The organism is Paenibacillus spongiae, assembly GCF_024734895.1.
Classification (GTDB): Bacteria; Bacillota; Bacilli; order Paenibacillales; family Paenibacillaceae; genus Paenibacillus_Z; species Paenibacillus_Z spongiae.
This window is the reverse complement of sequence record NZ_CP091430.1, coordinates 5,095,520-5,121,667: the sequence shown is the minus strand read 5'-3', so window position 1 is coordinate 5,121,667 and position 26,148 is coordinate 5,095,520. Positions and strand designations below refer to the sequence as shown.

Below are 26,148 nucleotides of genomic sequence, written 5' to 3'. Positions count from 1 at the left end.
GGATAATCGGATTACGACTGCCGTACTCTTCCTAGCAAGGAGGATAACGTTTTGCCGACATTAAAAGATATCGCTGACCGGGTTGGTGTCTCCATCTCGACGGTATCGCGCGCATTGAGCGACGACACGCGGCGGCCTGTGAGCGATGAGACAAAACGCAGAATTCTGAGCGTTGCCGCCGAGCTGGGATACAAGCTGGACGGGATAGGGCGAGTAGCTGCGGATAGAGCGATTGACGATCAGAAACAGATTGCGTGTATCGTTCCCCAGTCCTTAATGGACAATCATCCATACTTCTCGCAGGTTCTGGAAGGCTTCTATTGGAAGCTGAAGGAGCTTGGACAGCCCGCTGCTATCGTGCGTACCTTTGAAGAGGTGAAGGATGCGGCGAAGCTCGGCGACATGCTGCGGGAATCTGGCGTGAAGGGCGTGCTGGCCATCAGCTGGTATGATAACGAATTATTCGAGCTGATGAAGAAGGAAGGGGTCGTCCTGCTTGGCGTAAGCTTCAATGATGATTCCGTATCCGCGCCGGTCGTCGACGTTGACCGGATTTCCGCTGCCAGGGCAGTCGTCCGTCACCTGAGGGAGCAGGGGCATACGCGAATCGGCTATATTGGAGGACCTGCTTTCTTCAAGATTATGGAGAACGAAGAGCGGTATATCGGCTATCAATTCGCGATGCTTCAGGCCAGTCTGACCATTAACCCGGACTGGGTGATCGATACGAACTGGAACGTTGACGCAAGCTACAACAAGATGACCGAGCTGCTGACGAGCAAGCCGAAGTCCGAATGGCCGACTGCGATCTTTTGTGCAAGCGATATGCTGGCGATTCCCGCCATGCGGGCTGCTCTGGAGAAGGAATGCCGTATTCCGGAGGATATTGCCTTCGTAGGCATGGATAATATTGCTGTCGCGCAATATACGTCTCCGCCGCTAACTTCGGTTCATGTACCTCGGTTTGAAGTGGGCAGTATTGCGGCAAAAACGATCGTGGATCACTTGGACGGCCATTATCCGATACCGCCCAAAATCCTGCTGCCCTGCACATTGGTTGCGAGAGAATCATCCGCATTTAAGCGAAGCACGTAACCACATTATGGGTACGCTGCCGGAGGAGCAGGGATCATACTTATTAGCCCGAAGGCGGGTAAAACTCGCCATCGGGCTTTTTGTCCTATCATTCAACGTTCGAAGTGCGCTTGGGCCCTACTTGATAGGAGGCTCGATGACAAATCCCCCAGTCCATCAGGACGATAGTTCAAGAATAGCGCATCTGATGTCCGTTATGATTTATACTAATATCCGCTTTATCAAACCAATTAGCGCCGCATTACCCCGTCAACCGGTTCTCACTATATTTGGAGCCAAATAAACCAAAAAGATGATTAATTTTAGCCGATATTCATTCTATCATCTGTGATTTTGGATAAAGAACTATTCAATATGCCTGTATGTATGATAGTATTATGCTTGAAATTGGTTGAATATTATCGATTTTGGCGTTATCCAAATAACCGATCATATTTTGGATGAAACGATTATTGATTTGGATAGCAAAATCTCTGAGGTAGATCAGACGAAGACTATGACGTATTTGGAATGAGAAGGAGACGGTTTCGATGAGTCAATTGACCGCTGTATTGATTGGAGCGGGAGCCAGGGGTGCTGGGAGTTACGCTCCGTATGCGCTAGATTTCCCGCATGAATTGAAGCTGATTGCGGTAGCAGAGACTGACCCGGTGCGTCGTGAGCGTACCGCGGAGGCGCACTCTATCCCGCCTGAGCGCTGTTACGCGTCATGGGAAGAACTGTTGGCTGAGCCGCAGCTGGCGGATATTGCAATCATATGTACACAAGACCGCATGCATTATGAGCCGACCCTGCTAGCCTTGAATAAGAAATATCACGTTATGCTGGAGAAGCCGATGTCGCCGGATCCGAAAGAATGTCTGGATATGGAGCAGGCGGCCAAGGACAACAACCGTTTATTGACCATCTGTCATGTGCTTCGGTATACGCCCTTCTGGACGGCGATCAAGCGTATGATTACGGAAGGGCGAATCGGCGAGGTGGTCTCTATCCAGCTTAACGAGAACGTCGGCTATTGGCATATCGCCCACAGCTTCGTCCGCGGCAACTGGAACAATTCGGACAAATCCAGCCCGATGATACTAGCGAAGTCCTGCCATGATATGGACGTCTTGTCCTGGCTGATGGACAAGTCATGCACCCGTGTGAGCTCCTTCGGCTCTTTGATGCATTTCAATGAGGAGCATGCGCCGGAAGACTCAACCGACCGCTGCCTGGATTGCGCGGTAGAGGCAACCTGTCCGTATTCGGCGCCTCGCTTCTATCTCAGCGATGAGTTTAAGGGCTGGGCTAGACACTTCTCGCCTGATCTGACCAAATCGAATATTATCAAGGGCCTCCGCGAGACGGACTATGGCCGATGCGTATACCGCAGCGATAATAACGTCGTCGATCATCAAGTTGTAAACATGGAGTTTGAAGGGGGAGCAACGGCGATGTTCAGCATGTGCGGATTCACATTCGAGCAGGAACGGCGGATTCAAATCATGGGAACGAGCGGTGAGCTTCGGGCGGAAGGGGATACGATTACGCTGTATGACTTTTTGACCCATCAGAAAACCGAGCTGACCATTCCGCCTCAAGTAACCGGACATGGCGGGGGAGATGCAGGTATTGTCCGCAGCTTCTTGAAGGAGGTCCGGAATTATAACGGGCAAGATAGCTTGACCTCGGCGACCGCGTCGGTCCGCAGCCACTTAATGGCCTTCGCTGCGGAGGAATCGCGCTTGAATGGCGGGAAGGTCATCGTATTGTCGGATTACGCAGAGGCGTTAACGGCAGCGAAATAGCTTCCACCACGGTTAAATGACAGAATATCGTTATTATCAGTGTTTATCTCTCTTAATAAAGCATGACAAAGAAGCGCCTTTCCCAATGCCGGCACGGCAAGAGGGAGAGGCGCTTTCTCCAAGTCTTCCTTCGACGGTAATGAACGACATGGGGCCGGAAGAACATTCGCCCGCGAGACGTAGCCGCGTGGTTGAACAGATGGAGTAGTTCAAGCCTCTTATGTAGACAGTAGCAATAACAACCTCCGGTCAAAGACCGGAGGTTGTTTGTTTCGAGTTTTTATGGAAGCACATTGCCTGCAGCGCGGAAGATGCCATACCATTCTTCGCGCGTTAGTTGAATCTCGCTTGCTTTGCAGCAGTCTTTCAATCGTTCGATATTCATCGTACCGGTAACCGGCTGCATATGGGCAGGGTGGCGCAGCAGCCATGCCATAGCAATGGTCGTGTTGCTCACTTCGTATTTCTCCGCGATTTCATCGATCTTCTGATTCAAATCCGGGAACTTGTCGTTGCCAAGAAATACGCCTTCGAAGAATCCGTATTGGAATGGCGACCACGGCTGAATGGTGATATCGTTCAGTCTGCAGTAATCCAATATGCTTCCGTCGCGGTTCACCGCGGAAGCATTCTCCATATTGACATTAAAACCACTGGAGATCATGGTGGCATTGGTGATGCTCAGCTGCAGCTGATTTGCAACGATCGGCTGCTTTACCGACTTCTTCAGCAGTTGGATTTGCATCGGATTCTGATTGGATACGCCGAAATGGCGTACTTTACCCGAGCTCTCGAGCTGATCGAAAGCCGCCGCCACTTCCTCCGGTTCTACCAATGTATCCGGACGGTGCAAGAGCAGAATATCGAGATAATCGGTTTTTAGACGCTTCAAAATTTTGTCCACCGACTCTAGAATGTGCTCCTTGGAAAAGTCGAACATTCCACTGCGAATGCCGCACTTGGATTGAAGGATGATCTTCTCCCTTATGTCATCATTCATATGTATGGCATCTGCGAAGATTTCCTCGCATGCTCCGCCGCCATAAATATCGGCATGGTCGAAGAAATTCGCGCCTTCTTCCAGCGCAGTCTGAACAAATTGCTCAGCCTGGACCTTGTCCAATGAATTAATACGCATGCAGCCGACTGCAATAACGGGTACCTCTAAGGCACTGCTTCCAAGCTTAATCGTTCTCACCCGCGTATTCCTCCTCGCATCGATCATTAATAGTAGCTTATTCATTGTGACACACCGGAACGGAGCTTTCAATATATAAACGCCAATCAGAAGAAGCGTTGTGTCGTGAAGGGGCAATACTTCCATAGGTAGAAAGTTGAATATTCATGTATACTACCTATACAAAGTAAAAACAGGAGAGACTGCGCTTGAGAGAAACGTCTCAAGGAGACTGTCCTTTTTTCTCTATAGAAGGAGCGGTTAAGGATATGAAATTGCTGGAAGAACGTATACGCCAAGAAGGATTGATTCTGTCCGATACGGTGCTCAAAGTGGATTCATTCTTGAATCATCAGGTGGACACGAAGCTGGCGCTTGCGATTGGGCGGGAATTCGCGCGTCTATTTGCCGGCGAGCCCATTACCAAAGTGCTTACGATCGAGGCAAGCGGCATTCAGTTTGCCATGGCGGCGGGGATTGCGCTTGATGTTCCGTTTGTTTATGCAAAGAAGAAGAAAGCCGTTACGCTCACGGAGAAGCTGTATTCGGCACCGGTGCATTCGTTCACCCGTCAGGAGACCTATCAAGTGAGCATCTCCCAGAAATATTTGGGTCCGGGCGACAAAGTGCTGATCGTGGATGATTTTCTGGCAACGGGGGCGGCACTTGTGGGACTGGTCGATATCGTAAATGAAGCGGGAGCAGAGCTGGTGGGTGTCGGCTGCGTCATCGAGAAGAGCTTCCAGGAAGGCCGCAGCCTGCTGGAGCAGAAGGGCGTTCGCGTTCATTCGCTAGCCCGAATCGCCTCTATGTCTCCGGGTGAGATCCACTTTGTAGAAGACATTCCCTTGATCCGGTGAATCGAAGAGACGATATTGCATAATGGAACAGCAGATTCCCCTGGGCACGTGAGTGATGACTGCGGAACAGACGAAACCGCCTTGTAGCGGCATGCTTGCGGACATAGAACCTTTTATGATCTAATTTATCGCAAGGCTGTGGTATAGGAAAATACAAGCGGTTGTGTGATCGGACAATTAGGATTGATGAATGAACAATTGAACGTGGTTAAAGAAGGAGCCGATTCCATGTGGAACCGGCTCCTTCTTCTTCATAGGATGGACATCTTATTCGCCTATTGGCGCTAATATCTCTCTCTTGTACTGCTCGATCGCTGCATCCGTATCGATCGTATAGCCGCATTCAAGGCCGACGAAACCGTTGAAGCCGGTATCCTTGATAGCGCGGAGGATGTTGACGTAATTGAGCTCGCCCGTCCCGGGCTGCTTGCGGCCCGGATTGTCCGCAATGTGATAATGGTTAATGCGCTCGATGTAACCGGTTGCATTACGGATCACGTTGCCTTCCGTAATTTGCTGATGATAGACGTCGAAGACGAGTTTGACGTTCGGGCTGCCGACTTGATCGATCACATCGACCGATTCGTCGGAGCGCTGGAGGAAATGCCCGTGATGGTCGACAAGCCCGTTGAGCGGCTCGACCTCCAGCACGATGCCTGCTTCCTCGAACAACGGGGCGCAGCGCTTGAGCGTTTCCACCATGACGCTTCTTTGCGTATCGCGCGGAATACCGTCAATGACGTTGCCGGTCTGAGAGATGACGGAACGGACATTCAGAATTTTACATGCTTCAATCGTCTCGCGGATTCCTTCCAGATACGCGTCGCGCAGCGATTCGTCGACGAGGCTGATGAATCTGGTGCAGGTCGCGCTGATGCCGACGCCGATGCGTTCCTGCTCCTTCGCTACCTTGTTCAAATCCTCCAGGTTCCACCAGGCGTAATATTCCAATCCGTGAAATCCATGCTCCTTGATTTTCTCCAGATGGTAGAAGATATCCTGGTTCGGGTAAGCCCCGATGCATAAGGAATATTTCATATGCTCGTTATCCTCCTTATCAAATGCTAACCTAACGTAACCGGTTGGCCGGAAATGGCCGATTCATTGGCCGCGATTGTAACGTCATGCGTCTTAAGGGCATCCTCGTAATCGGACAAGATGCGTGAGGAGTCGCCTGTGCGCAGGGCGTAGATGAACGCTTCGTCTTCGACGAAATAAGGATTTGCCACGTTCGGGTGCGTCTTCGTTCCTTCCGGAGTCAGCTCGCGGAGCGCATCGCTGCGAAGCTCCAGCACGCCTTTGTTCGTATAGATGTCGAGTCCGACATGATGCCCGATTGGGAGCAGGCATGTATTGGAGATCGTGGCGATCATGCCGTTAGCCATCTTCATCGTGACAGAACCAACATCGGCAACATCGGTGCCTTCCACCTGTTTGTCCATCACCTGAAGGGAGTACGCGGCATAAACTTCACGCACCTCTCCGCACGTATAGCGAAGCAAGTCCACAATATGCGTAGTCTGTTCCACGAATTGTCCGCCGGAGCCGTTCTGAACTCTCCACCACGGAACCATCGGCATGCCGCCCATCCAATAGCCGAGGGACATTCCGGGCTTGCTGTCGGCCAGCAGCTGCTTGGCCATGCTTGAGGATTCGTTATAACGCCAGTGATAGCCTACAGAGGTAATGAGCTTCTTGTCTTTGACCGCTTGATTGATGGCATTCGGGATGTTCCGGTCTATGCCAAGGGGCTTCTCGACGAGGAATGGTATTCCCCGTTCGACTAATTTATGCTCGGCATCGCCGTGAGCCATTGGAGGAACACATACGTATACGCCGTCCAGCTGATTGCTGTCCAGCATCTCATCCAGATTGGAGTAGGCCTTCGCTCCATTATGCTCGGATGCCGCTTTCTGTGCGCGTTGAATATCCACATCGCAGAATGCTTGTAACGAGATCCCATCCATTTGCATCAAGTTCTTCAGGTGATGATTCGCAATACCGCCAGTTCCGACAAATCCAAGCTTTACTGTCATGCGCTTCTCCACTCCAATCGGAAGGATATAATATAATTCAACTTTCGCTCCTATTGTAGTTCAAGTACTATGGGAATAAAATATAATATATTACATATGTGGTATAAGAAAATGAAACTAGAGGTGAGGTATGAGCACATCGTACGGCAGACATTTTGTTTCCACGGAATGGGATAAGCGCCTGCCGCTTCATCTGACCAGCATCGGCTATTCGGAGCATCAGAATGTCATCGTCAGAGAGAGCGGCTATCATACGTTTCACTGGCTGCATACGGTGGAAGGATGCGGAGAGTTTACGGTTAACGGACGAGCCGTCAAACTGTATCCAAATCAGGGGATTCTGCTCAAGCCGAACGTCCCTCACAGCTACCATGCCGAGACGGAGAGATGGTCGGTATGGTTCGTGACCTTCGACGGCGCACTGGCCAATCCCATCACCGCTTCCCTGGATCTGCAGCATATGCAGCCGCTGAGCTGGGAGACGGGCTGTCCGCTATCGGACATCCATGAGCATTACAGTGAAAAAATTCGCTACAGCTTCGATCTATCCGGCGTGAACGGATCGCTGGAGGTGTATGATTTCTTATCGCAGCTGAAGCGCTTCGGGCAATCCAGCGGGCAGCAGTCGCTGTCCAAGGGGCATGAGAGGCTGACGCCGATTTACCTATTGATCGAGGAGGAATTCGGGGACCCGGAGCTGGGGCTTGCCCGGATGGCGGAAACGCTTGGGGTCAGCCCCCAATATTTGAACACCTTGTTTCGCAAGAGCTGGGGCATGAGTCCTTATCAATATTTGGTTCAATTCCGCATTCAGAAATCGAAGGAACTGCTGTTGTCGGAGCAGGGCAGGACGGTCAAGGGAATCTCGGCCGCTGTCGGCTTTCAAGACGACAGCCACTTCGTCCATACCTTCCGCAAGCTTGCCGGAATGACTCCGGTTCAATTCCGCAGACAGTATGGGTTAGGGGAGGAGTCGCTCTCTTGATCGCATACGGCGTGCTTTAACAGAAGAGGCGGTGAAAGCGGGAGGCTGTTGAGCCTTGTTGACCAGTTAACCGGTTAAAGGCTGACTTATTGATCCCTGTTGACCAGTTAACCGGTTAAAGGTTGACTTATTGATCCCTGTTGACCAGTTAACCGGTTAAAGGCTGACTTATTGATCCCTGTTGACCAGTTAACGGGTTAAAGGCTGACTTATTGATCCCTGTTGACCAGTTAACCGGTTAAAGGTTGACTTATTGATCCCTGTTGACCAGTTAACCGGTTAAAGGTTGACTTATTGATCCCTGTTGACCAGTTAACCGGTTAAAGGCTGACTTATTGATCCCTGTTGACCAGTTGATCGGTTGAAGGCTGACTTATTGATCTATTGAGTGTTGTTGACCGTGGTGGTCCTTGCTCGCAGCCTCTCCGTTGTGCAGGAGTGGTGGAGTGAGTTATCAATGTGTACGGCGCTGTAATCAAGATATAGTTTATCCATGAGTGGAGTAATCGGGAGATCATCGTATCCTGTAAACAGGCAATGAAACACCATTGTATGCAGGAGTTAAGATGCGAGTCGTTCATCATACGCAGCGATCAAGATACCTAGCCAAAAACCGCGATCCATATCGTGGTTTTTGGTGCTTAGGGGAGTATACAGCTACATATACCAACATCCGGCTGTATGACCGAAAAACGGCTCTACAGCCGGCCGTGGTGCGATCGAACGGGTCTGTAACGCCGGAAATCGGTCTTACAGAGCCGGATCAGCTCACGCGTGCGGCCGAAGGAAAGCTGTAAGACCTTAAAAAGGCGATACAGCCAGGCGCGGCGAGGCCGAGCGGGTCTGTAACGCCGAAAATCGGTCTTACAGAGCCGGAAACCAGCTCGCTCGTCCGCGATGCGCGAAAAACGGCGTGATTGCATCCATAATTGAGGCCCTTTACCGGTACCAAAACTGTTTAATTACTCCTTGACAAATTATATATAATAACAGTAAATTAAATAATATAATAACGTCGAATATAATATTCAAGCTTCAATAACGCTGATTATCGAGGGGAGCGATGGGTGATGAGCAACAGGCTGACGCTATTATCTGATGAACAGATTCAGCAATTTATTACGAACGGTTATCTGATCTTGAACGCGGAACTTCCAGCCTCATTTCATGAAAGCATTCTGAAACAAATCGAGGAGGTATACGACCGGGAAGGCAATGTGGGTAATAATCTTCTGCCGCGTATCCCCCAGATCGGGGAGATCTTCGAGCATCCGACCGTTCGAGGGGCGCTGACCAGCCTTCTTGGAAGCGGATACATCATGAGCAGCCATAGACACGGGCATCTGACCAAGCAAGGAACCGGCAGCGTGTTCTGGCACAAGGATAACTATTGGTTCAATGAGAAAATACGCAACCACCGCCCTTGGTCGGCCTTAATCTTTTATTACACCCAGGACGTAACGCCCGACATGGGGCCGTCGTCCATTATGCCCGGCACTCAGAACTACTATAATCTTCGCGGCGATGAATCGGAGTCATGGCTTCGAGTTTGCGGAAAGGCGGGAACGCTGGCATTGATCGATTATAATTTATGGCATACGGCAACCGAGAATGTCTCGAACATCGACCGTTACATGTTTAAGTTCCAATTCTTCCGCATGGAAGCTCCGGCCGCGCCCGAATGGGATAATCGAAATCCGGTCTGGATCCCTCCATCCGATCTGAAAGGAATTGATGAGCACCGCTTGCAGTGGCAATCCTACTGGAACTGGCTCTCAGGAAGCCCGTCGAACACGGAACCATACGCTGCTGCTGCGTCTGAAGGCATCATATCGGAGGAGCAGGACAGCTTGAAGGTCTATCGGGACAATCTGAATGCCGAGGATCGTCATATCCGTCTAAGGGCTATTGACGATATCGGGCTGCTGGGAGCCGCCGCCGCTGAAGCGATACCCGATCTGGCGCGTCTTTTGTACGATACGGACGAAGGGATTTCCCTTAACGCGGCCTATGCACTTGGAGCGATAGGAACGGAGGCGATTGCATCCTTAGTCGAAGGCTTGCGATCTTCATTCCATCCGACCGCCTGCAATGCGGCACATGGCCTGATCGAATGCGGTCCGGAGGCGGTTCCGGCATTGATCGCATTGCTCGAAGAAGGAGAAGGGGCAGGAGACGCCCGCGCTTACGCGGCTCTAGCATTGGGAGAGATCGGCCAGGAAGCCTCTGTCGCGATTCCGATGCTGATCGAGCTCCTGCAGGATTCGTCTCCATTCGTCCGCCAGCATGCAGTAGAAGCCTTTGGCATCATGCGAACGGGTGACTCAGAGGCGATTGAAGCGGTATGCAAAGTCCTTCTTCAGGATCCACAGGATTTTATCCGTTTCCAAGCGGGGCTTTCGATCGCCCGAATGGGTCCGCTTGCGGAGCAAGCCATCCCGGCCCTGAAGTCCGCTCTGACTGACCGTTATCGATATGTTCCGTCTATTACGGTAGACGCGCTTGACCGCATACACACCCCAGAAGCCATTACCCTCCTGCTATCTTTCCTCAAGAAATCCAGATGGTGTCCGGCCACCAATCGATCCAGCACTTTTTGAGTGATATCTATCATCCAGGAGTCCCGTCATTGCGATCGGCGACTCCATGTGGATCCGAGCCCTGATCGAATATTCGAAGCAGAAACGTTTGTCCAATCCACAAATTATCCAAAACCCTCTATCCGGCATTCGTCCGAATAGAGGGTTTTTCTTATGCACAATATGGTTCTTTTGTATAAGATGGTAAATTTTTGAGAACCCTATCCGCATCATTTAAGGGTGGGAGGAGTACCGTTCATGCATAGGCGAAGAGGCCAAATCAGCATCTGGCTCGCTTTTTCCATCATGCTGTTAAGCGGCGGTCTTGTCAGCCATGTACAAGCGATTCCGATTCTGCTCGGGGTTGCCGGACGCGATGCATGGGTAGCCGTATTGGTTGGAACACCGTTATTTTTGCTCTGGGTTCTGTTGTTCTTTTATATTTTGAAACAAATCCAAGGACAGCGGCTGCCTGACTGGATCGCGCGCGAGTACGGGGTTGTTGTATCGTGGATTTTCCGAATAGGTGCGGTATTGCTGCTGTTCACGATGGGGACCTATACGCTGGAAGATACGACCACATGGGCCGTCGTCACTTACATGCAGCAAACCCCTTTGTCCGTTATCGTGGTCGTGGGGGTGCTTGTATCCGCCTTGGCAGCCGGCAAAGGATTGCAATCCATTGCCATGACATCCAGCATCCTGCTGCCGGTAGTAATCGTTCTTGGTTATTTTGTCATGTCCGCCAACACCAAGTATAAAAACTATCATGTTCTGTTTCCTGTGCTGGAGAATGGCTGGATGCCGGTTCTTCAAGGCGCCTTCTACAGCGTGGCGGGCTTGATTGAAATTTGGGTGCTGATGCTGTATCAGCATCATCTGAAGAAGAAGCTTCGCTGGTGGCAGATGTTCCTGCTCGGTTTGTTCCTGGTCATGATGACGATCGGACCAACGATCGGCGCCATAACCGAATTCGGTCCGATGGAAGCGGCCAAGCAGCGGAATACGGCCTTCGAGCAGTGGAAAATATTACGGCTGGGCCAGTTATTCCAGCATGTCGACTTTCTGTCGATCTATCAATGGCTGTGCGGCGCTTTTGCCCGTGTATCCTTATCGCTGTATTTGATTACGGATTTGTTGAATGTGCGTAAGCCGTCGAAGCGATATTGGACGATACTCACGATTTCCGCCGCTATGAGCATCATTGCCATTCAACCTTGGAGCGATAGCCAGAGACTGGCCTTTATGACCTATATCCAGTTCCCGGCTTCGTTCATTTTCATTATGGTAACGACGTTGCTTCTTGCTCTGGCTGTGCTGATCAAGCAGCTTAAACAACGAACCAATAAGGAGGCTGCATCCAATGAGTCAGCAGGATAAAAAAGCAGCAGCGGATGATCCGTTCATTATAAGCGAGCATTCGCTTCAAAGCTTGTTCGGCCACTGCAACGACGTGCTTGTGCAAAGCAGTTATTTCGGGAAGCCGCCGGAAATTGCGCAGGTCATTCTGGTCTATTGCAGCGGGATGACGGATACCGGCATCATTAACGATATCATCCTGCCCGACTTGAAGAACGTCTATAACGCAACGAAATTCATCCGCAAGGAGGAAATGGCCCGGGAAGCGGAAGTGCAGTGGACCGAACTCGAATCGCTGACGCCGGAATTGCACCAGAAGATGATTACCGCCAACGTATTCGAAGGCCATCTGCTCATCTGTTTTCCTTCCCTGCAGAAGATCTGGACGATCGATATCTCCAAATTCCCGAGCCGCAACCCGGAGGAACCATCTACAGAGGTATCCATACGCGGACCCAAGGACGGCTTTGTCGAGCTTGTCACCATTAATGTCGCTCTGATCCGCAAGCGTCTCCGCTCTCCCTCGCTGGCATGCGAATATCATCTCATCGGGGAGAGAACGACGACGAAGGTCGCGTTTATGTACGTCAAGGATATCGCCGAACCGTCGATGATCCGATATATCAGACGGAAGCTGAAGCGGGCGGACATCGAATCGCTGCTGTCCACCAATCAGATCGACGAGCTGCTAAGCGAGACGAGTCTAAGTTTGTTCCCGCTTACGCATTACACCGGCAGACCCGATTTTGCCGTCGAATGTTTGCTAAACGGACGCTTCATCGTTCTTGTGGACGGCAATCCGACGATTCTAATTGCTCCGGTCAATCTATTCCTGCTGCTCAAATCGGCCGAGGACACCTATATCTCGTTCCTGGGTGTTAATGTAGGCCGCCTTCTCCGTCTGATCGGTCTGCTGGTGACGATTTTTCTTCCGGGATTCTATATTGCGCTGACGGTATTTCATCTCGATCAGGTCCCGTTCACGCTGCTGGCTACGATCTCCTTGGGGAGGGCGGGTCTGCCGATGGAATCCGGTTTGGAGATGTTCTTTATCATGTCGTTAATGGAGCTCTTCCGCGAAGCCGGGGTAAGGCTCCCAAGCACCATCGGACAGACGCTGACGGTCGTAGGCGGACTCATTCTCGGAGACGCCGCCATCCGAGCGGGCTTAGTATCGCCGCTCATGATCGTCGTTACCGCGGTAACGGTAGTAGCAGGCGCGACGCTGGTCAATCAGGTGCTGATCAGCACCTCGATCTTTCTCCGGTTCGCATCGTTTATTCTATCGGCTACATTGGGGATGTACGGTTTCATCCTCTCCGTGATTCTGCTCGTGATTTACTTGACGGGACTCAAGTCATTCGGCGTTCCCTATCTCGCTCCGGTAAGCCCGTTGAATTTGAAGTCAGCGGTGAATTCGCTGTTCAGGCTGCCGTTCATGTGGAGGAATCGCCGGCCATCCTACCTCCATACCCAACAACCGGTAAAGAAAGGAAGGAAGGAATGAAACGGTTGCGTCAGACTGCGTCTATTCTTGTCACGGTCATGCTGCTGTTCCCGTTATGCGGCTGCTGGAGCGCCAAGGAAATTCAAGTCCAGGGCTACGCCAAAGCAATCGGAGTCGATTTTGTGGACAATGAATATGTCGTCTATATCCAAATGCTTGATTTCACGAGTATAGCCAAATCAAGCGGAATAGGCGGCCCGGCTGCAAAATCGCCTGTCTGGGTGGCCAAAGGCCGAGGGAGTACATTGAACATGGCGTTCGACGATATCTATAAAAGCTCCCAGCTTCCGGTCTCCTGGGGGCACGTGACGGCGATCGTATTGTCCGATAAGGTGTTGGCGGCCAAGAACGAGCATCTCTTGGACATGATTAATCGGTATCCGGAAATCAGGTACAACGCATGGTTTTTCGGAACGAGAACGTCATTAGACCGGCTGCTGAGCGCCACGCCCCAGTTCAATCTGTCGCCGCTCGTATCGATTCTGCACAGTCCGCGGCCGAATTTCGAGCAATATTCGCTGTTCAATCCGGTACTATTCTTCCAATATATTACCGATTACAATGAACCCGCCGTATCGGCTTATCTGCCGAGCTTATCGATTACGAAGAAGCAATGGAGGGATGCCGAGAAGCCGCATGATATGCTGATGATCGACGGCGCCTTCTTTGAATCTGACGGCAGGTTGAATGGGTTTCTGGACCGAAGCCAGCTTGTCGGCTATCACTGGCTGCTCCAGGATATGGCACGGGCGCCGTTAACGATCGAGAAGCAAGGGACCGTCTACGGGGGGTTGACGCTATCGCAACGCAGCACTCAAATTAAACCGGTTATAAAGGGGTCGGAAGTCCGGTTTCATGTGAAAGCGACTTATTATGGGGCGATGTACGAGTATATCGAGCCGATGACGTCCGAAGAAATGAATCGAATCGCAGAGGAAACCGTCCGCAAGCAAATTATGGACACTTACCGGGAAGGGCTGCGGATCGGCGTAGATATTTTTGGGCTGGAGGAAAAGCTGTACCGAAAATATCCTCACATGTGGAATCGATTAACGCATCATGGTAAGAAGCTGCTACTCAAATCGGACTCTATCGAACAGCTCGATGTGAAGGTGATTGTTCCTTATTACGGGAAATACAAGCGCAAATTACATTAATATCCAGCTATGAACGCACCTTGAATCATCTTCTCTTGTTCATCAGGCCGGTCTGCCCCGTTTGCTCATAATTGTCGCGATCCACTACGAAATTGTCGCTGCGAGTGTGTATGATGAAGAGGAAGGGCAAGCGACTGCCCATAGTGTGATCAATCCGATTTCGAAAGGGGTAAGAGGATGAGCAAGATGATTCAAGTAGGCGTGCTTGGTTTCGCGCATGGTCACGTCAACGCCTATTGTGACGTGTGGAGAGACCCTGCATACGGCATTCAAGTCGTAGGAGGCTGGGATCATGATCAGAGCCGGCTGGAAGTCGCTCGCAGCGCGTTCGGTTTGAATGCTTACTCAGAGGCAGCCGAACTGCTGGCGCAGGAAGACATTCAAGCGGTTGTGGTGGCATCGGAAACCTCGATGCATGCCGAGCTTGTCGAGCAAGCCGCAGCCGCAGGCAAAGCCGTTATTCTCCAGAAGCCGATGGCGCTGACGATGGAAGAAGCGAACCGGATCGTTGCGGCGGTCAATAAGTATGGCATTCCGTTCACGATGGCGTGGCAGATGCGGGTGGATCCGCAGAACCTTCAGATGAAGCAGTGGATGGATAGCGGGGAGCTTGGCAAAGTGTTCTCCATCCGTCGCAGACACGGTCTGGCGATGGGACTGCATGCCGACTTTGCGCAATCCTGGCATGTCAAGCCGGAATACAATCGGGATATCTGGGCAGACGATGCTTCGCATCCGATCGATCTGCTGCACTTCTGGCTGGGCGTTCCGGACAGCGTGACGGCAGAGATCGAATCGCTCTACAATCCGGATATTCCTCATGATAACGGCGTAGCCATCTTCCGTTACAAGGGAGGCCCGATCGCCGAGGTGAACTGCTCCTTTACCTGCAACGCCGCAGAGAACACGACGGAGATCGTAGCCGAGCGGGGTACGGTCGTGCAAAATTTCGGCGACGCGCCGAGCTGCAATGCCGTCCGTTCGAGCGAAGGCCCGGGATTGAAGCGTTATGATGCCGCAGCAGGCGCGTGGATCGGTAGCGATATCGAAACGCCGGATAATCATGGCTATCGCATTCGCGGGCTCGCCAAGCCGCTGGCGGAATTTCTGCATGGCGAATGTAAAGCGCTTGCAAGCGCCGAGGAAGGCCGGACCTCCCTACGGATGGTATTGGCCTGCTACGCTTCCGCGAAGCAAGGCCGTAGAGTAACGCTGGACGATCCGATGATCGACGAACTCTAGGGCGGTAATCTCTCATCATCCTGTCAGCCGGCATAGCGGATCCGGCCAAGCTTTCGTATTCTTGAGCATAACCCTCAGACTTTGATAGCGTCTGAGGGTTTCTTCGGTATTTAGTTAGAATGTAAAGCGAACTCTACAGCCGGATTCTTGGCCGGATCCAGCCATAGCAGCACCTTCAGCATGGCTTCTCTCGACATGCCCAGGCAACCGGCTGTCGGCCCTTGTGAGATGTGCATGAAGATCGCGCTTCCCGCACCAGGAACCCGCTCCTTGGTGTTGTATCCGATTACGCTGCCGTAATCGTAAACATCATTGTCGAGGAGCATGAATTCCGCGGATTGCCATCTGCCCTTGCTGGGCAGCCGCTGAAGCGTGTTGTACAGCGGTGACGACGGATCGTCCACCCAAACATCCTCATCGTCCATCTGCCGATAATTCATGGATGTTCCGGGATTCTCGTACTTGCCGAAAGCCAATTCAAAAGGATAGACGCCGGCCGGCGTTTTCCCGTCTCCTTCCCGTTTCTCTGAAGCTGCCGTTATTCCGTTTTCTCCTACGAACCCTATACAAGAGAAGAACGAATTCCAGCTGCCTTCCTTCTTCTCATAGGCTTGAATATGGACTTGATTAATGCGGCCCTCCACCAATGAAACATAAATATACTGCTCGCATCCATTGCGATCGACATCCGACGGGGAAAAGTTCTTTCTGCTCGGTTGACTGGTCTCCATATAAGTACATATTCTACAAGTGTATCGAGGGAACCTCTTTCGGCGGATCATCGCATGCATTGAAAATCAGCTGAATGCCGGCAGGGAATGGAACGCGGTTAGCGAACTATTACAGGAAGGGTATGCGAATGCCTCCGTATTTTTCCTGGTAACTGGTATGATCCGGCCAATGCAGCGTAACCGATAAAATTTCGAATTTGGCGCATTCGTCCATAAACCTTAATAATTGAAGGCGGGAGGAATCCATATGAAGCGGTTTTCCGGCCGTATCGTGCTCGTGACCGGCGCTGGACAAGGAATCGGCCTGGCGACTGCAGAGCGGTTCGCAGCCGAAGGGGCTCACGTCGCAATGGCCGACATCAACCAATCGGTGCTGCAGCAGGCCGTAGAACGGTTGAATGCGGCGGGATATTCCGTATCGTCGCGCGTATTGGACGTCTCCGAGGCGGAGCAAGTCGACGATGCCGTGCGCAGCATACACCAGGAGCATGGCGCCATACATATTTTGGCCAATAATGCGGGAATCGCTTGGCAGGAGCCGTTCCTGGACATGAAGGACGACAATTGGAAGCGCATGCTTGACGTGAACCTGAACGGAATGTTCTACGTGGCCCAGCGCGTCGCCCGGATTATGAAGGAGCAGGGCGGAGGCTGCATCATCAATATGGCTTCCACCAACGGTTTAGCGGGTGAAGTTAATTACGCGCATTACAATGCATCCAAGGGCGGTGTCGTGCTGCTGACCAAGACGATGGCTCTTGAACTTGGCCGATCGGGGATCCGCGTCAATGCGGTATGCCCGGGTTATATTCAGACGCCGTTGTCGGAATCGATAGACAGCCCCGAGACGGTCCGCCGGTATATCGAGCGTAACATTCCGCTGGGCAAGGTCGGCAAGCCGGAGAACGTTGCAGGCGTCTTCGCCTTCCTGGCTTCCGACGATGCGGCTTTTATTACCGGCGAGTGCATCGTTGTCGACGGCGGGCAGCTGGCGTATTGAAGCTCGGTGGAAGGCGTGCCCGATGATGGCATGGGTTCGGCAGAGAAGGAACTAAGCTTGGGATGGATAGTTATTAAGAAGACGAGAAACGCGATAATTCGCGTGGGAGAGGAAAGGTGCGACAATTATGAAACCGATTTCAATTGCGGAACCATTGTCCCAGATCGGCGAAGGCCCTTGCTGGGACGACAACGAAGGGCAGCTGCTCTGGGTAGACATCATGAAGGACCGCATACACCGGCTCTGTCCGGAAACCGGCAGCGTGGAGACGATAGATGCGCCGAAGCTGGTCAGCACGATCATTCCATGCGCTAGCGGCGGCTGGCTTGTCAGCGCCTATCATAGCATCTTTCATTGGACGCCGGGCAAGAAGGGCTTCGAGGAAGTGCTGCGGCTGGAGAACCTCCCTTCCGATGTCCGGTTCAATGACGGCAAGGCCGGTCCGGATGGCGCATTCTGGGTTGGGACGATGGATATGGCCGAAGTGAAAGCCAAAGGGATACTCTATCGGATCAGCCCCGATTTTCAGTACGAGGAAAAGATCAGCGGCATCATCTGCTCGAACGGTTTGGATTGGAGCCTGACTCATGACGAGATGTATTATATCGACTCGCATGTTCCCCGCATCCAAGCCTATGCCTTCGATTCCAAGAACGGTACGCTGGGCGAAGCGCGGACGGCCGTTACGCTGGATGAGAAGAGCGGTTTGCCGGACGGAATGAGTATCGATCACAAAGGGATGATCTGGGTAGCGGAGTGGGGCGGATCGCGCGTCGTGCGCTGGAATCCGGCCGATGGCAGCCAGCTATCGGTTCTTGAGATGCCGGTGCCGCAGCCATCCAGCTGCGCTTTCGGCGGAGAGAACTATGAAACCCTGTACATTACGAGCGCCTACCAAGGCATGAGCGATAGCAAGCGTTCCGAGCATCCGCTCGCAGGCGCTCTATTCCATATGTCCACCAGCGATATGGGAATTCGCGGCAGACGCCCGTTCCGTTTCGGTTAAGCGTAAGGGAACATACTAGTCGTCCGGCATCCAAGCAGGGAGCTCATGCCGGAGTGCGATATATCATAGAAGAGTCCATCGTTCGCTCGAGGGGCTCTTCTTTTTTTTCTAGATAAGCAGGTATAAGTTTTACGCCAGCACTTCTCTGATTTTGCTGCTGTTCTGGAGAGAAACTTGCTTCGATGCTGTCGACGGCGAAAAGACGTTTCTTTCGATCCCAAAAAAAATGCTCAATGGGTTCGAAAGAAACGTCAACTATTGAGCGGAACATCTTGATATAGTGAATAAGAAGGATGATGATCAGATTTTTAGGAAGCGTTGTCATCACGATTATTAGTCGCTTTATGAAGGAGGTTATTCCGTGATATTGGACCGGCTCGGCGTACTGACGGACGAAGTATCGGCCGATTTCGAAGAAGCGCTGGATTGGACGGCGAAGCAAGGCTTGAAGCATGTTGAATTGAGAGTCATTAACGGGCGCAACGTGGTGGAGCTTCAGGACGACGAGCTGCGCGAGGTTCGCAGGCTGGTAGAGCAGCGGGGCTTATACATCTCGGCGGTAGCCTCGCCCGTCTTTAAATGCAAGCTGGATCCGTCCAGAAAGTCTGCTCACGGAGATACCTTCGGCCAGCAGGAAGAGAGCGTTGACGCCCACTTTGCCAAGCTTACCCGCGTCATTGATATTGCGAAGCTGCTCGGAACACACCGTATTCGCATCTTCTCCTTCTGGCGGGAAGAGAATGCAGCGCAGTACAGAGAGGAAGTTATCGGTCATCTCAAGAGAGCGGCGGAGACTGCGGAGCGCCAAGGCGTCCTGCTCCTGCTGGAGAATGAGCCTGCATGCAACGGTGGCTTTGCCGAAGAGGTCGCGGAGCTTGTCCGCGGCACCGGTTCCCCTGCGCTTAAGGCTCTATGGGATCCGGGCAATGAAGCATACGGCGGCCGTGAGGCATTCCCGGCGGGGTACGCGGTTATGAAGGAACTGGCAGCTCATATCCATCTGAAGGATGCCTATATTCGGGAAGACGGAACGGCGCGCTGCGTGCCGCTCGGATCCGGAGCAGTCCCTGTCATCGCGCAGATGAAAGCATTATTGGCAGACGGCTATGATGGCCTGTTCACCCTTGAAACGCATTTCATACCCGAAGGCGGCACACGGATGACCGGAACCCGCATGACACTGGATGCGCTCCGGACCCTTCTGAAGGAGGTCTAAGCCGTTGAAAACGTGGAATTTCGGAATCATCGGATGCGGAACGGTCGCCGATTTTCATATTCAAGCCATTCGCGATATCGAAGGTGCTCGCTTAGCCTGCGTATCCAGCCGCAGCGAAGCCAAGGCTAAGGAGGTAGCACATCGGGAGAATTGCGCATGGACAGCTGATTATCGCGACTTAATCGGACGACCGGATATCGATATTGTGTGCGTTACGACGTCGAGCGGCAGCCACGCCGCCATCGGCCTGGACGTATTGAAGGCCGGCAAGCATCTGGTCCTCGAAAAGCCGATTGCCATGAATGAGCGGGATGCAGCCAAGCTTGTGCAGGCGGCAAGAGAGTGCGGCAAGCAGCTTTCCGTCATTTCGCAAAGGCGGTTTGAAGCCCAGCATCAAGCCGTGAAGCGGGTGCTGGATGAAGGAGCGCTCGGCAAGCTGCTGCTGGCCGAAATATCGCTTCCCTTCTATCGGACGCAAGCGTATTACGACAGCGCGGATTGGCGCGGGACGCTTGCGGAGGATGGCGGAGCGCTAATGAATCAGGGCATTCACAGCCTGGATCTGCTGCTATGGTTCGCGGGCGAGGTGCGGACCGTCTTCGGGCAGCTGGCGACCCAGACCCATGAGATGGAAGCGGAGGACCTCGGGCTGGCCATCGTGCAGTTCAAGAGCGGCGCATTCGGTACGATTATGGCTTCGACGAGCATTCAGCCCGGTTTTGCCGCTTCTATTCAGCTCTATGGCGAAAGAGGGACCATCAAGCTGGAAGGCTCCTCGATCGTACACTGGTCGGTCCCGGGCTGGAAGGAGCCGAGCGCCATTCATTCCGCTTCCTATGGCGGGGTAACCGATCCAAGAAGCATTGTCAGCGATTTTCATCAGAGCCAGCTGATTGATGTCATATCTTCGATCGAAACGGGCACGCAGCCGCTCATCACGGGCGAAGACGGCTTGCGCGCCGTGCAGCTGGTCGAAATGATTTATAAAAGTGCGGCCGAAGGCGTTCAGCTTCGCGTAGGTGCCGATGCCGGAGAGGAGAATGCCAATGATTGAGAAGCAGCCAGTGCAATCGGAAACAGTGGACTTATTGCAAGTTCAAGTCTATCGGGATCGGGCTTCGATGGGCGCGGCGGCTGCCGCTGACACGGCTCAGCAGATACGGGAGCTGCTTGCCGTCAAGCCCGAAGTACGCGTGATATTCGCGGCGGCCCCCTCGCAGAATGAGCTGCTAGAGCATCTTGCGAAGAATCCGTCGATAGACTGGTCCCGTATAACAGCCTTCCACATGGACGAGTACATCGGTCTGCCCAATAACGCGCCTCAGCGCTTCAGCCGATATTTGCAAGAGCATCTATTCGATCGGGTCAAGCCGGGCAAGGTGCATCTCATCGACAGCTCAAATGCGGTGGAGGTTGAATGCAGCCGGTACGGCAAGCTGCTCCAGGAATCGCCGATCGATATCGTCTGCCTTGGAATCGGGGAGAACGGACATATCGCGTTCAATGATCCGCCCGTAGCCGATTTCAACGATCCGCAGGTCATCAAAGCGGTGGAGCTGGATGAGGTCTGCCGTCGGCAGCAGGTGAACGACGGCTGCTTCCGGGACATCTCGGATGTTCCGACGCACGCCTTGACGCTCACGATACCGGCATTGCTCACTGGCGCTCGGCTCTACTGCGTCGTTCCGGGTCCGACGAAGCGCCAAGCCGTTGAGCGGACATTGAACGGACCGATCTCGACGGCATGTCCGTCTACGATTCTAAGAAGGCATCCCGGCTGTACACTATACGTAGACCGCGATTCATATGGCAGGTGAAAAGGCGATGATTAGAGCAATTCATTATGCTACAGGCGGTCAGATTGCGATTTCCATGGAGCAGGGGATCATCACGGGGATCGAGGCGGTTCCGGAAGCGGCTCCGGATAAGGATGCTTTGCCGATCGCAGCACCCGGTCTTGTCGATTTGCAAATTAACGGATACGCTGGGCTGGATTTCAATCAGCTCCCCATGCCTGAATCACTGCTTAGCGATGCCGTTACCCGGCTGTGGAGCCAGGGGGTGACCGCTTGTTATCCAACGGTCATCACTAACCGGGCGGATGTCATACATAAACTGCTGGGGCAGATTGCCCGGGCATGTGACGAGGATCCCATAGCTGCTCGCGGGATTGCGGGCATTCATCTGGAAGGCCCGTTCATCTCGCCTCAGGACGGTGCCCGCGGCGCTCATGCGCTCGAGTATGTCATGGCGCCGGATTGGGAGCTGTTCTGCAGATGGCAGGAAGCAGCCGGCGGACGCATCGGGATTGTGACGATATCGCCGGAATGGCCGGGGAGCGCAAGCTTTATCAGAAGCTGTGCTGACAGCGGCGTAACCGTCTCAATCGGCCATACGTCCGCGACTCCGGACCAAATCCGGGAAGCTGCCCAAGCAGGGGCGCGGATGTCCACCCACCTTGGCAACGGCGCTCATCTGATGCTGCCGCGTCATCCGAATTATATATGGGAGCAGCTTGCTCAAGACATGTTATCGAGCTGTGTGATCGCCGATGGTTTTCATCTGCCGGATCAGGTGTTGAAGGTAGTGATCAAGGTGAAGGGCAAGCAGGCGATGCTGGTCAGCGACGCGGTCTCCTTGAGCGGCTTGGAAGCAGGGACATATACGACGCATATCGGTGGGCAAGTGGTGCTGACTCCGGAGGGAAGGCTTCATCTTGCTGAGAATGAGAAGATATTGGCCGGATCGGCTCAGATGCTGCTGGCCGGCATCGAGCACCTGACCGGCCGCGGTCTCGCTGAATTGGCCGAGGCGTGGGACATGGCATCGGTTAGACCGGCCACGGTCATGAAACTGCCTTCGGCAGGAGGCTTGGAGGCAGGAGCCCCGGCTGATCTCGTACTGTTCCGCCGGGAGGGCAGCCGGATCCGCATCGAGCAAACGTATAAAGGCGGGGAGCGGGTTTATTCGAAATCATAGCTCATGAACCAGGATAATAACCGCTGCTTCGCAGGCAGAATGTTCTTCCGATCGCTGTTGTTCCCGGATTTCCTTGATCTTTGTTTATAGGTGTTGAAATCCGGAAACAAAGGCGACCGCTGAGGCTTCTTCAGAATTATTCTTCCTGCTTGGCTCATTGTCTCGATTCGCTCCTTCGGAAGCGAAAGTATCCACAAAACTAAGCCTATGCTTTCGAAGTAAGTTTTGTCTCAAATTCGCTCCTTCGGACGCGAACCCTTCACAAAACTTTAGGAGGATCCCTATGAAATTTGCGGTATTCAGCGGTGTGTTGATAGACTACAGCATCCAGGAAGCGATGCGGTTAACGAAACAACTGGGCGCAGACGGGATTGAAATTGCCGGCCGCGAGCCGCATCTCTCTCCTTCCACCAGCAGGCAGCGCGTGAAGGAGATGAAGGCGGTCGCCGATAGCTTGGGCTTGGCCATTCCCGTAATCGCTTCCTACGTGGGCGGGTTCTCCACCGCCAGCGACAAGGAATGCGGGCAAGCCCTCGAAGATTTCCGGCGTATGCTGGATCATGCGGCCGAGCTCGGCGCATCCAAGCTGCGCGTGTCTCCCGGCGGGCCGAATGCGTTCTTGGCTCAGGATTATCATTTTGCCAAAGCCGCCTATTGGATGGACCGCTGCGCAGCGGAAGCGAAGGCACAGCAGATCGATATCATCATGGAGATCCATAATGAATCGCTGGTCGAGACTGCGGACAGCAGCCAGCGCCTTCTAGGTATGCTGAAGCAGGACAATGTCGGCATGATTCACGATGCAGGCAATATGTATATTACGGATACCGATTATGGCCGCGATTCGGTCTATAAGCTCGGCGAGCACCTCTGTCATGTGCATGTGAAGGATGAGCTGCGGATCGACAAGGCGGGGGCACCGGGTACCTTCGTCAATCTGACGCATAGAGGCGAGGAGTATTTTTTGCAGAGTCGCATGGGCGAAGGGGGAGCCGATCACCAGCCGCTATTCGATGCTCTTCTTGAAACGAATTATCAGGGCTGGATAACACTCGAATGCCATGCCCCGTTCCCGGCCTATGAACGCTTGGAGCATGATTTTCAAGTCGTCAAAAGGCTGCTGGGCCGGTCTTAATTCGATCGATTCTACTGCCAACTAATGGTTGTTCCTTCAGGCGGTTTGAAATATGCTAGATGCAAGACTAGCTTTCGACTGGTGGTATGATCATGGATGCTCATTATTTTCGAAGCAAGGATCAGCTCTGTCAGCAGTTTCCGTTCAAAATATTGCGTTATTCGAGCCAGCTTCTTAAGCAGCCCCTGCATACGCATGAATATATCCAAATCGCCTACGTGCTTAGAGGGGTGTGTACCCATCAGCTTCGCGGCAAGGCGCTGACGGTCAGCAGAGGGGACATCTTCGTCATTACCCCGGGGGCCGAGCATGGAATAAGCGCTATTGATGATAAAGAGTACGAGATGGTGCTGCTCGATTTCATGCCGATCCTCGTGCGCGATCAGTTGAAACCGCCCTTCTCCGATACGCTGCTTCCGCTATTGCAGCAGCCGGAGGCGGGCAAGAATGCTCCGCTGCACTTGTGGCTCCATATCGGCAAGAGCAAGCAGCCGCTGGTCGAGCATCTGCTTCAAGATATTCAGGATGAATTCGAACATCGCGAAGCAGGGTTTGAATTTTCCGTGCGCATGAGTCTGGTCAAGCTGCTGATCATCATCGATCGGGAATTCCGCAAAGAAAGGCGGAAGCCGGCCCGGCAGCCTTCGCTCGTGAACCAGCACCCCATCGATGAGGTGAAACGGTACATCTACGATAATTTCAGCCAAGACATTCCGCTTGAGCACGGAGCGATGATTGCGAACATGGCGCCCGCTTACTTCAGTCATATCTTCAAGAAAGAGACCGGGCAGACCTTCGTCGACTTTGTGAACGAAGTGCGGATTGAACGGGCCATGGAGCTGATTCGCCAGAATTCACATACGATCACGCACATCGGCTTTCAGGTCGGCTTCCATCATTTGGGCCATTTTATCCGCACGTTTAAGAAGCGTACCGGCATTACGCCTACGGAATATAAGAAAACATTCGGTATTCAACAACCTAATTAAGGGAAAGAGGGTTTTCAGGAATGAGCCAGAAAACGCTGAAAGTGGGCATTATCGGGCAAGGACGAAGCGGACGCGATATTCACGGCAATTTGCTCGCGAAAATTCCGGAATACTTCACAATTGCTGCTGTTGCCGACTCGATTGTCGAACGCCAGGAGCTTGCGAAGAAGGAGTATGGTTGCAGCGCTTATGCGGGATGGGAGGAGATGGTGGCTCAAGAGGAGCTTGACCTTATCGTGAATGCGTCTCCGAGCCATATGCATTACCCAATCTCGCTTGAATTGCTCAACCGCGGCTATCACGTCTTATGCGAGAAGCCGCTGGCCAAAACAGCGGAAGAGGTTGACCGTTTGATCCAGGCTTCCGAACGGTCCGGCAAGGTTCTGGCCGTATTCCAGCAGTCCCGTTACCAGCATGCGTTCGTGCAAATTCGGAAAATTATCGAATCCGGCGTGCTGGGCCGCATCGTTCAAGTGAATTTTACGCTGAATGGCTTCGCGCGGCGCTGGGATTGGCAGACGCTGCAGAGCAATAATGGCGGCAGCCTGATGAACACGGGACCGCATCCGCTCGATCAAGCGCTCCAGCTGTTCGGGACGGATATAATGCCCCAGATCACATGTATCATGGATCGTACGAACACGTTTGGCGATGCGGAGGATTATGTGAAGCTGATCTTGAGAGGCGAAGGCCGGCCGACGATCGATCTTGAAATCTCTTCAACCTGCGCATATGGCCGCGAGCAGTTTAATATTCAAGGCACGAACGGCGGAATTCGGGGAACGGGTCAGGAATTGGAATGGAAGTATTATAAGCCGGAAGAGGCTCCCGTACAGCAGCTAACGAGAGAGCCGCTCTTTAACAGCAACGGGCTGCCGGCGTATTGCCACGAGACCTTGACTTGGCATACCGACAACTGGGCTTTATCTGTTCCGGAAGGCAGGTCCTCCTTCGAGGATATGACGGAACAATTGTACATGATGCTGTACCGTCACATAAACGAGGGAGCGGAGCTGGAGATTACCCCGCAGCAGGTTCGGCAGCAGATGATGGTCATGGAAGAGTGCCGGCGCCAGAATCCGCATATTTATGCGGTTCCCGTCAACTAATTCGATGATAGTAATGAGGATATCGTAACCGCCTATTCTAGATAGCTGCTGCTAATGACGAGTGGCGTCTCCGATAGCAGGAAGGTACAAACATGACCTGTTGGAGAAATCAGCTCGACGTTTGCATTCTTCCTTAAGCGAATCTGCAGTTCGCGATCGGAATGAGAATTGAAGGCGTTCCAGCCCTCTCAACAGT

The 26,148-nt window shown here is 52.8% G+C and carries 23 protein-coding genes; 18 read left to right on the top strand and 5 right to left on the bottom strand.

Annotated elements, in window-relative coordinates:
• Positions 1-51 precede the first annotated feature (51 nt).
• Both L1F29_RS23270 and L1F29_RS23265 read left to right on the top strand, forming a co-directional pair.
• Positions 52-1,095: a LacI family DNA-binding transcriptional regulator gene (locus L1F29_RS23270; RefSeq protein ID WP_258384425.1), complete on the top strand. Its 1,044-nt coding sequence runs from the start codon at positions 52-54 to the stop codon at positions 1,093-1,095.
• A 530-nt stretch (positions 1,096-1,625) separates the two neighbouring features.
• The gene (locus L1F29_RS23265) at positions 1,626-2,885 is read left to right on the top strand and encodes a Gfo/Idh/MocA family protein (protein ID WP_258384424.1); all 1,260 of its coding nucleotides are present in this window, start codon (positions 1,626-1,628) and stop codon (positions 2,883-2,885) included.
• A gap of 280 nt (positions 2,886-3,165) precedes the next feature.
• Here the strand turns inward: L1F29_RS23265 and L1F29_RS23260 are convergent, their stop codons facing one another.
• Positions 3,166-4,083, bottom strand: a complete 918-nt coding sequence (locus L1F29_RS23260; RefSeq protein WP_258384423.1) for an aldo/keto reductase — start codon at positions 4,081-4,083, stop codon at positions 3,166-3,168.
• A gap of 248 nt (positions 4,084-4,331) precedes the next feature.
• On the opposite strand from L1F29_RS23260, the gene L1F29_RS23255 reads away from it, so the two are divergent.
• Positions 4,332-4,922: a xanthine phosphoribosyltransferase gene (locus L1F29_RS23255; RefSeq protein ID WP_258384422.1), complete on the top strand. Its 591-nt coding sequence runs from the start codon at positions 4,332-4,334 to the stop codon at positions 4,920-4,922.
• Positions 4,923-5,189: 267 nt separating this feature from the next.
• Here L1F29_RS23255 and L1F29_RS23250 read toward each other — a convergent pair whose 3' ends face one another.
• Together L1F29_RS23250 and L1F29_RS23245 are read right to left on the bottom strand one after the other, a co-directional pair.
• Positions 5,190-5,960, bottom strand: a complete 771-nt coding sequence (locus L1F29_RS23250; protein ID WP_258384421.1) for a TIM barrel protein — start codon at positions 5,958-5,960, stop codon at positions 5,190-5,192.
• Positions 5,961-5,986: 26 nt separating this feature from the next.
• Positions 5,987-6,958, bottom strand: a complete 972-nt coding sequence (locus tag L1F29_RS23245) for a Gfo/Idh/MocA family protein (protein WP_258384420.1) — start codon at positions 6,956-6,958, stop codon at positions 5,987-5,989.
• Positions 6,959-7,088: 130 nt separating this feature from the next.
• Here L1F29_RS23245 and L1F29_RS23240 point away from each other — a divergent pair, with 130 nt between their 5' ends.
• The 6 genes from L1F29_RS23240 (at position 7,089) to L1F29_RS23215 (ending at position 15,787) form a co-directional block, all read left to right on the top strand.
• Positions 7,089-7,943 carry an AraC family transcriptional regulator gene (locus tag L1F29_RS23240; protein ID WP_258384419.1) on the top strand — a complete coding sequence of 285 codons (855 nt, stop codon included), beginning with the start codon at positions 7,089-7,091 and terminating at the stop codon, positions 7,941-7,943.
• Between the two features lie 1,070 nt (positions 7,944-9,013).
• The gene (locus L1F29_RS23235) at positions 9,014-10,543 is read left to right on the top strand and encodes a HEAT repeat domain-containing protein (protein WP_258384418.1); all 1,530 of its coding nucleotides are present in this window, start codon (positions 9,014-9,016) and stop codon (positions 10,541-10,543) included.
• 237 nt (positions 10,544-10,780) lie between these two features.
• On the top strand, positions 10,781-11,902 hold the full coding sequence (locus L1F29_RS23230) for an endospore germination permease (RefSeq protein ID WP_258384417.1): 1,122 nt from the start codon (positions 10,781-10,783) through the stop codon (positions 11,900-11,902).
• A complete protein-coding gene (locus L1F29_RS23225; RefSeq protein ID WP_258384416.1) occupies positions 11,886-13,388 on the top strand; it encodes a spore germination protein in 1,503 nt (500 codons plus the stop codon). The genes L1F29_RS23230 and L1F29_RS23225 overlap by 17 nt, the downstream gene beginning before the upstream one ends.
• The gene (locus tag L1F29_RS23220; protein WP_258384415.1) at positions 13,385-14,545 is read left to right on the top strand and encodes a Ger(x)C family spore germination protein; all 1,161 of its coding nucleotides are present in this window, start codon (positions 13,385-13,387) and stop codon (positions 14,543-14,545) included. The genes L1F29_RS23225 and L1F29_RS23220 overlap by 4 nt, the downstream gene beginning before the upstream one ends.
• A gap of 177 nt (positions 14,546-14,722) precedes the next feature.
• Entirely contained in the window at positions 14,723-15,787 is a 1,065-nt protein-coding gene (locus L1F29_RS23215) for a Gfo/Idh/MocA family protein (RefSeq protein WP_258384414.1), read from the top strand.
• Positions 15,788-15,897: 110 nt separating this feature from the next.
• Here the strand turns inward: L1F29_RS23215 and L1F29_RS23210 are convergent, their stop codons facing one another.
• Complete coding sequence (locus L1F29_RS23210) at positions 15,898-16,518, bottom strand: L,D-transpeptidase family protein (protein WP_258384413.1); 621 nt, start codon at positions 16,516-16,518, stop codon at positions 15,898-15,900.
• A gap of 247 nt (positions 16,519-16,765) precedes the next feature.
• Between L1F29_RS23210 and L1F29_RS23205 the strand changes: the two genes are divergently transcribed.
• Together L1F29_RS23205 and L1F29_RS23200 are read left to right on the top strand one after the other, a co-directional pair.
• The gene (locus L1F29_RS23205; protein WP_258384412.1) at positions 16,766-17,518 is read left to right on the top strand and encodes an SDR family NAD(P)-dependent oxidoreductase; all 753 of its coding nucleotides are present in this window, start codon (positions 16,766-16,768) and stop codon (positions 17,516-17,518) included.
• Between the two features lie 127 nt (positions 17,519-17,645).
• Complete coding sequence (locus L1F29_RS23200; RefSeq protein WP_258384411.1) at positions 17,646-18,524, top strand: SMP-30/gluconolactonase/LRE family protein; 879 nt, start codon at positions 17,646-17,648, stop codon at positions 18,522-18,524.
• 43 nt (positions 18,525-18,567) lie between these two features.
• Here the strand turns inward: L1F29_RS23200 and L1F29_RS23195 are convergent, their stop codons facing one another.
• On the bottom strand, positions 18,568-18,852 hold the full coding sequence (locus L1F29_RS23195) for a hypothetical protein (protein WP_258384410.1): 285 nt from the start codon (positions 18,850-18,852) through the stop codon (positions 18,568-18,570).
• Between the two features lie 33 nt (positions 18,853-18,885).
• On the opposite strand from L1F29_RS23195, the gene L1F29_RS23190 reads away from it, so the two are divergent.
• The 7 genes from L1F29_RS23190 (at position 18,886) to L1F29_RS23160 (ending at position 25,952) form a co-directional block, all read left to right on the top strand.
• A complete protein-coding gene (locus L1F29_RS23190; protein WP_258384409.1) occupies positions 18,886-19,740 on the top strand; it encodes a sugar phosphate isomerase/epimerase family protein in 855 nt (284 codons plus the stop codon).
• 4 nt (positions 19,741-19,744) lie between these two features.
• Positions 19,745-20,794, top strand: a complete 1,050-nt coding sequence (locus L1F29_RS23185; RefSeq protein WP_258384408.1) for a Gfo/Idh/MocA family protein — start codon at positions 19,745-19,747, stop codon at positions 20,792-20,794.
• A complete protein-coding gene (locus tag L1F29_RS23180) occupies positions 20,787-21,557 on the top strand; it encodes a glucosamine-6-phosphate deaminase (protein ID WP_258384407.1) in 771 nt (256 codons plus the stop codon). The genes L1F29_RS23185 and L1F29_RS23180 overlap by 8 nt, the downstream gene beginning before the upstream one ends.
• A gap of 7 nt (positions 21,558-21,564) precedes the next feature.
• Positions 21,565-22,719 carry an N-acetylglucosamine-6-phosphate deacetylase gene (locus tag L1F29_RS23175; protein ID WP_258384406.1) on the top strand — a complete coding sequence of 385 codons (1,155 nt, stop codon included), beginning with the start codon at positions 21,565-21,567 and terminating at the stop codon, positions 22,717-22,719.
• Between the two features lie 283 nt (positions 22,720-23,002).
• Positions 23,003-23,854 (top strand): sugar phosphate isomerase/epimerase family protein, encoded by an 852-nt coding sequence (locus tag L1F29_RS23170; protein WP_258384405.1) that lies wholly within the window; start codon positions 23,003-23,005, stop codon positions 23,852-23,854.
• A 92-nt stretch (positions 23,855-23,946) separates the two neighbouring features.
• On the top strand, positions 23,947-24,843 hold the full coding sequence (locus L1F29_RS23165) for a helix-turn-helix domain-containing protein (RefSeq protein WP_258384404.1): 897 nt from the start codon (positions 23,947-23,949) through the stop codon (positions 24,841-24,843).
• A gap of 20 nt (positions 24,844-24,863) precedes the next feature.
• Positions 24,864-25,952, top strand: coding sequence for a Gfo/Idh/MocA family protein (locus L1F29_RS23160; RefSeq protein WP_258384403.1), 1,089 nt, complete (start codon positions 24,864-24,866; stop codon positions 25,950-25,952).
• The last annotated feature ends 196 nt before the right edge of the window (positions 25,953-26,148 follow it).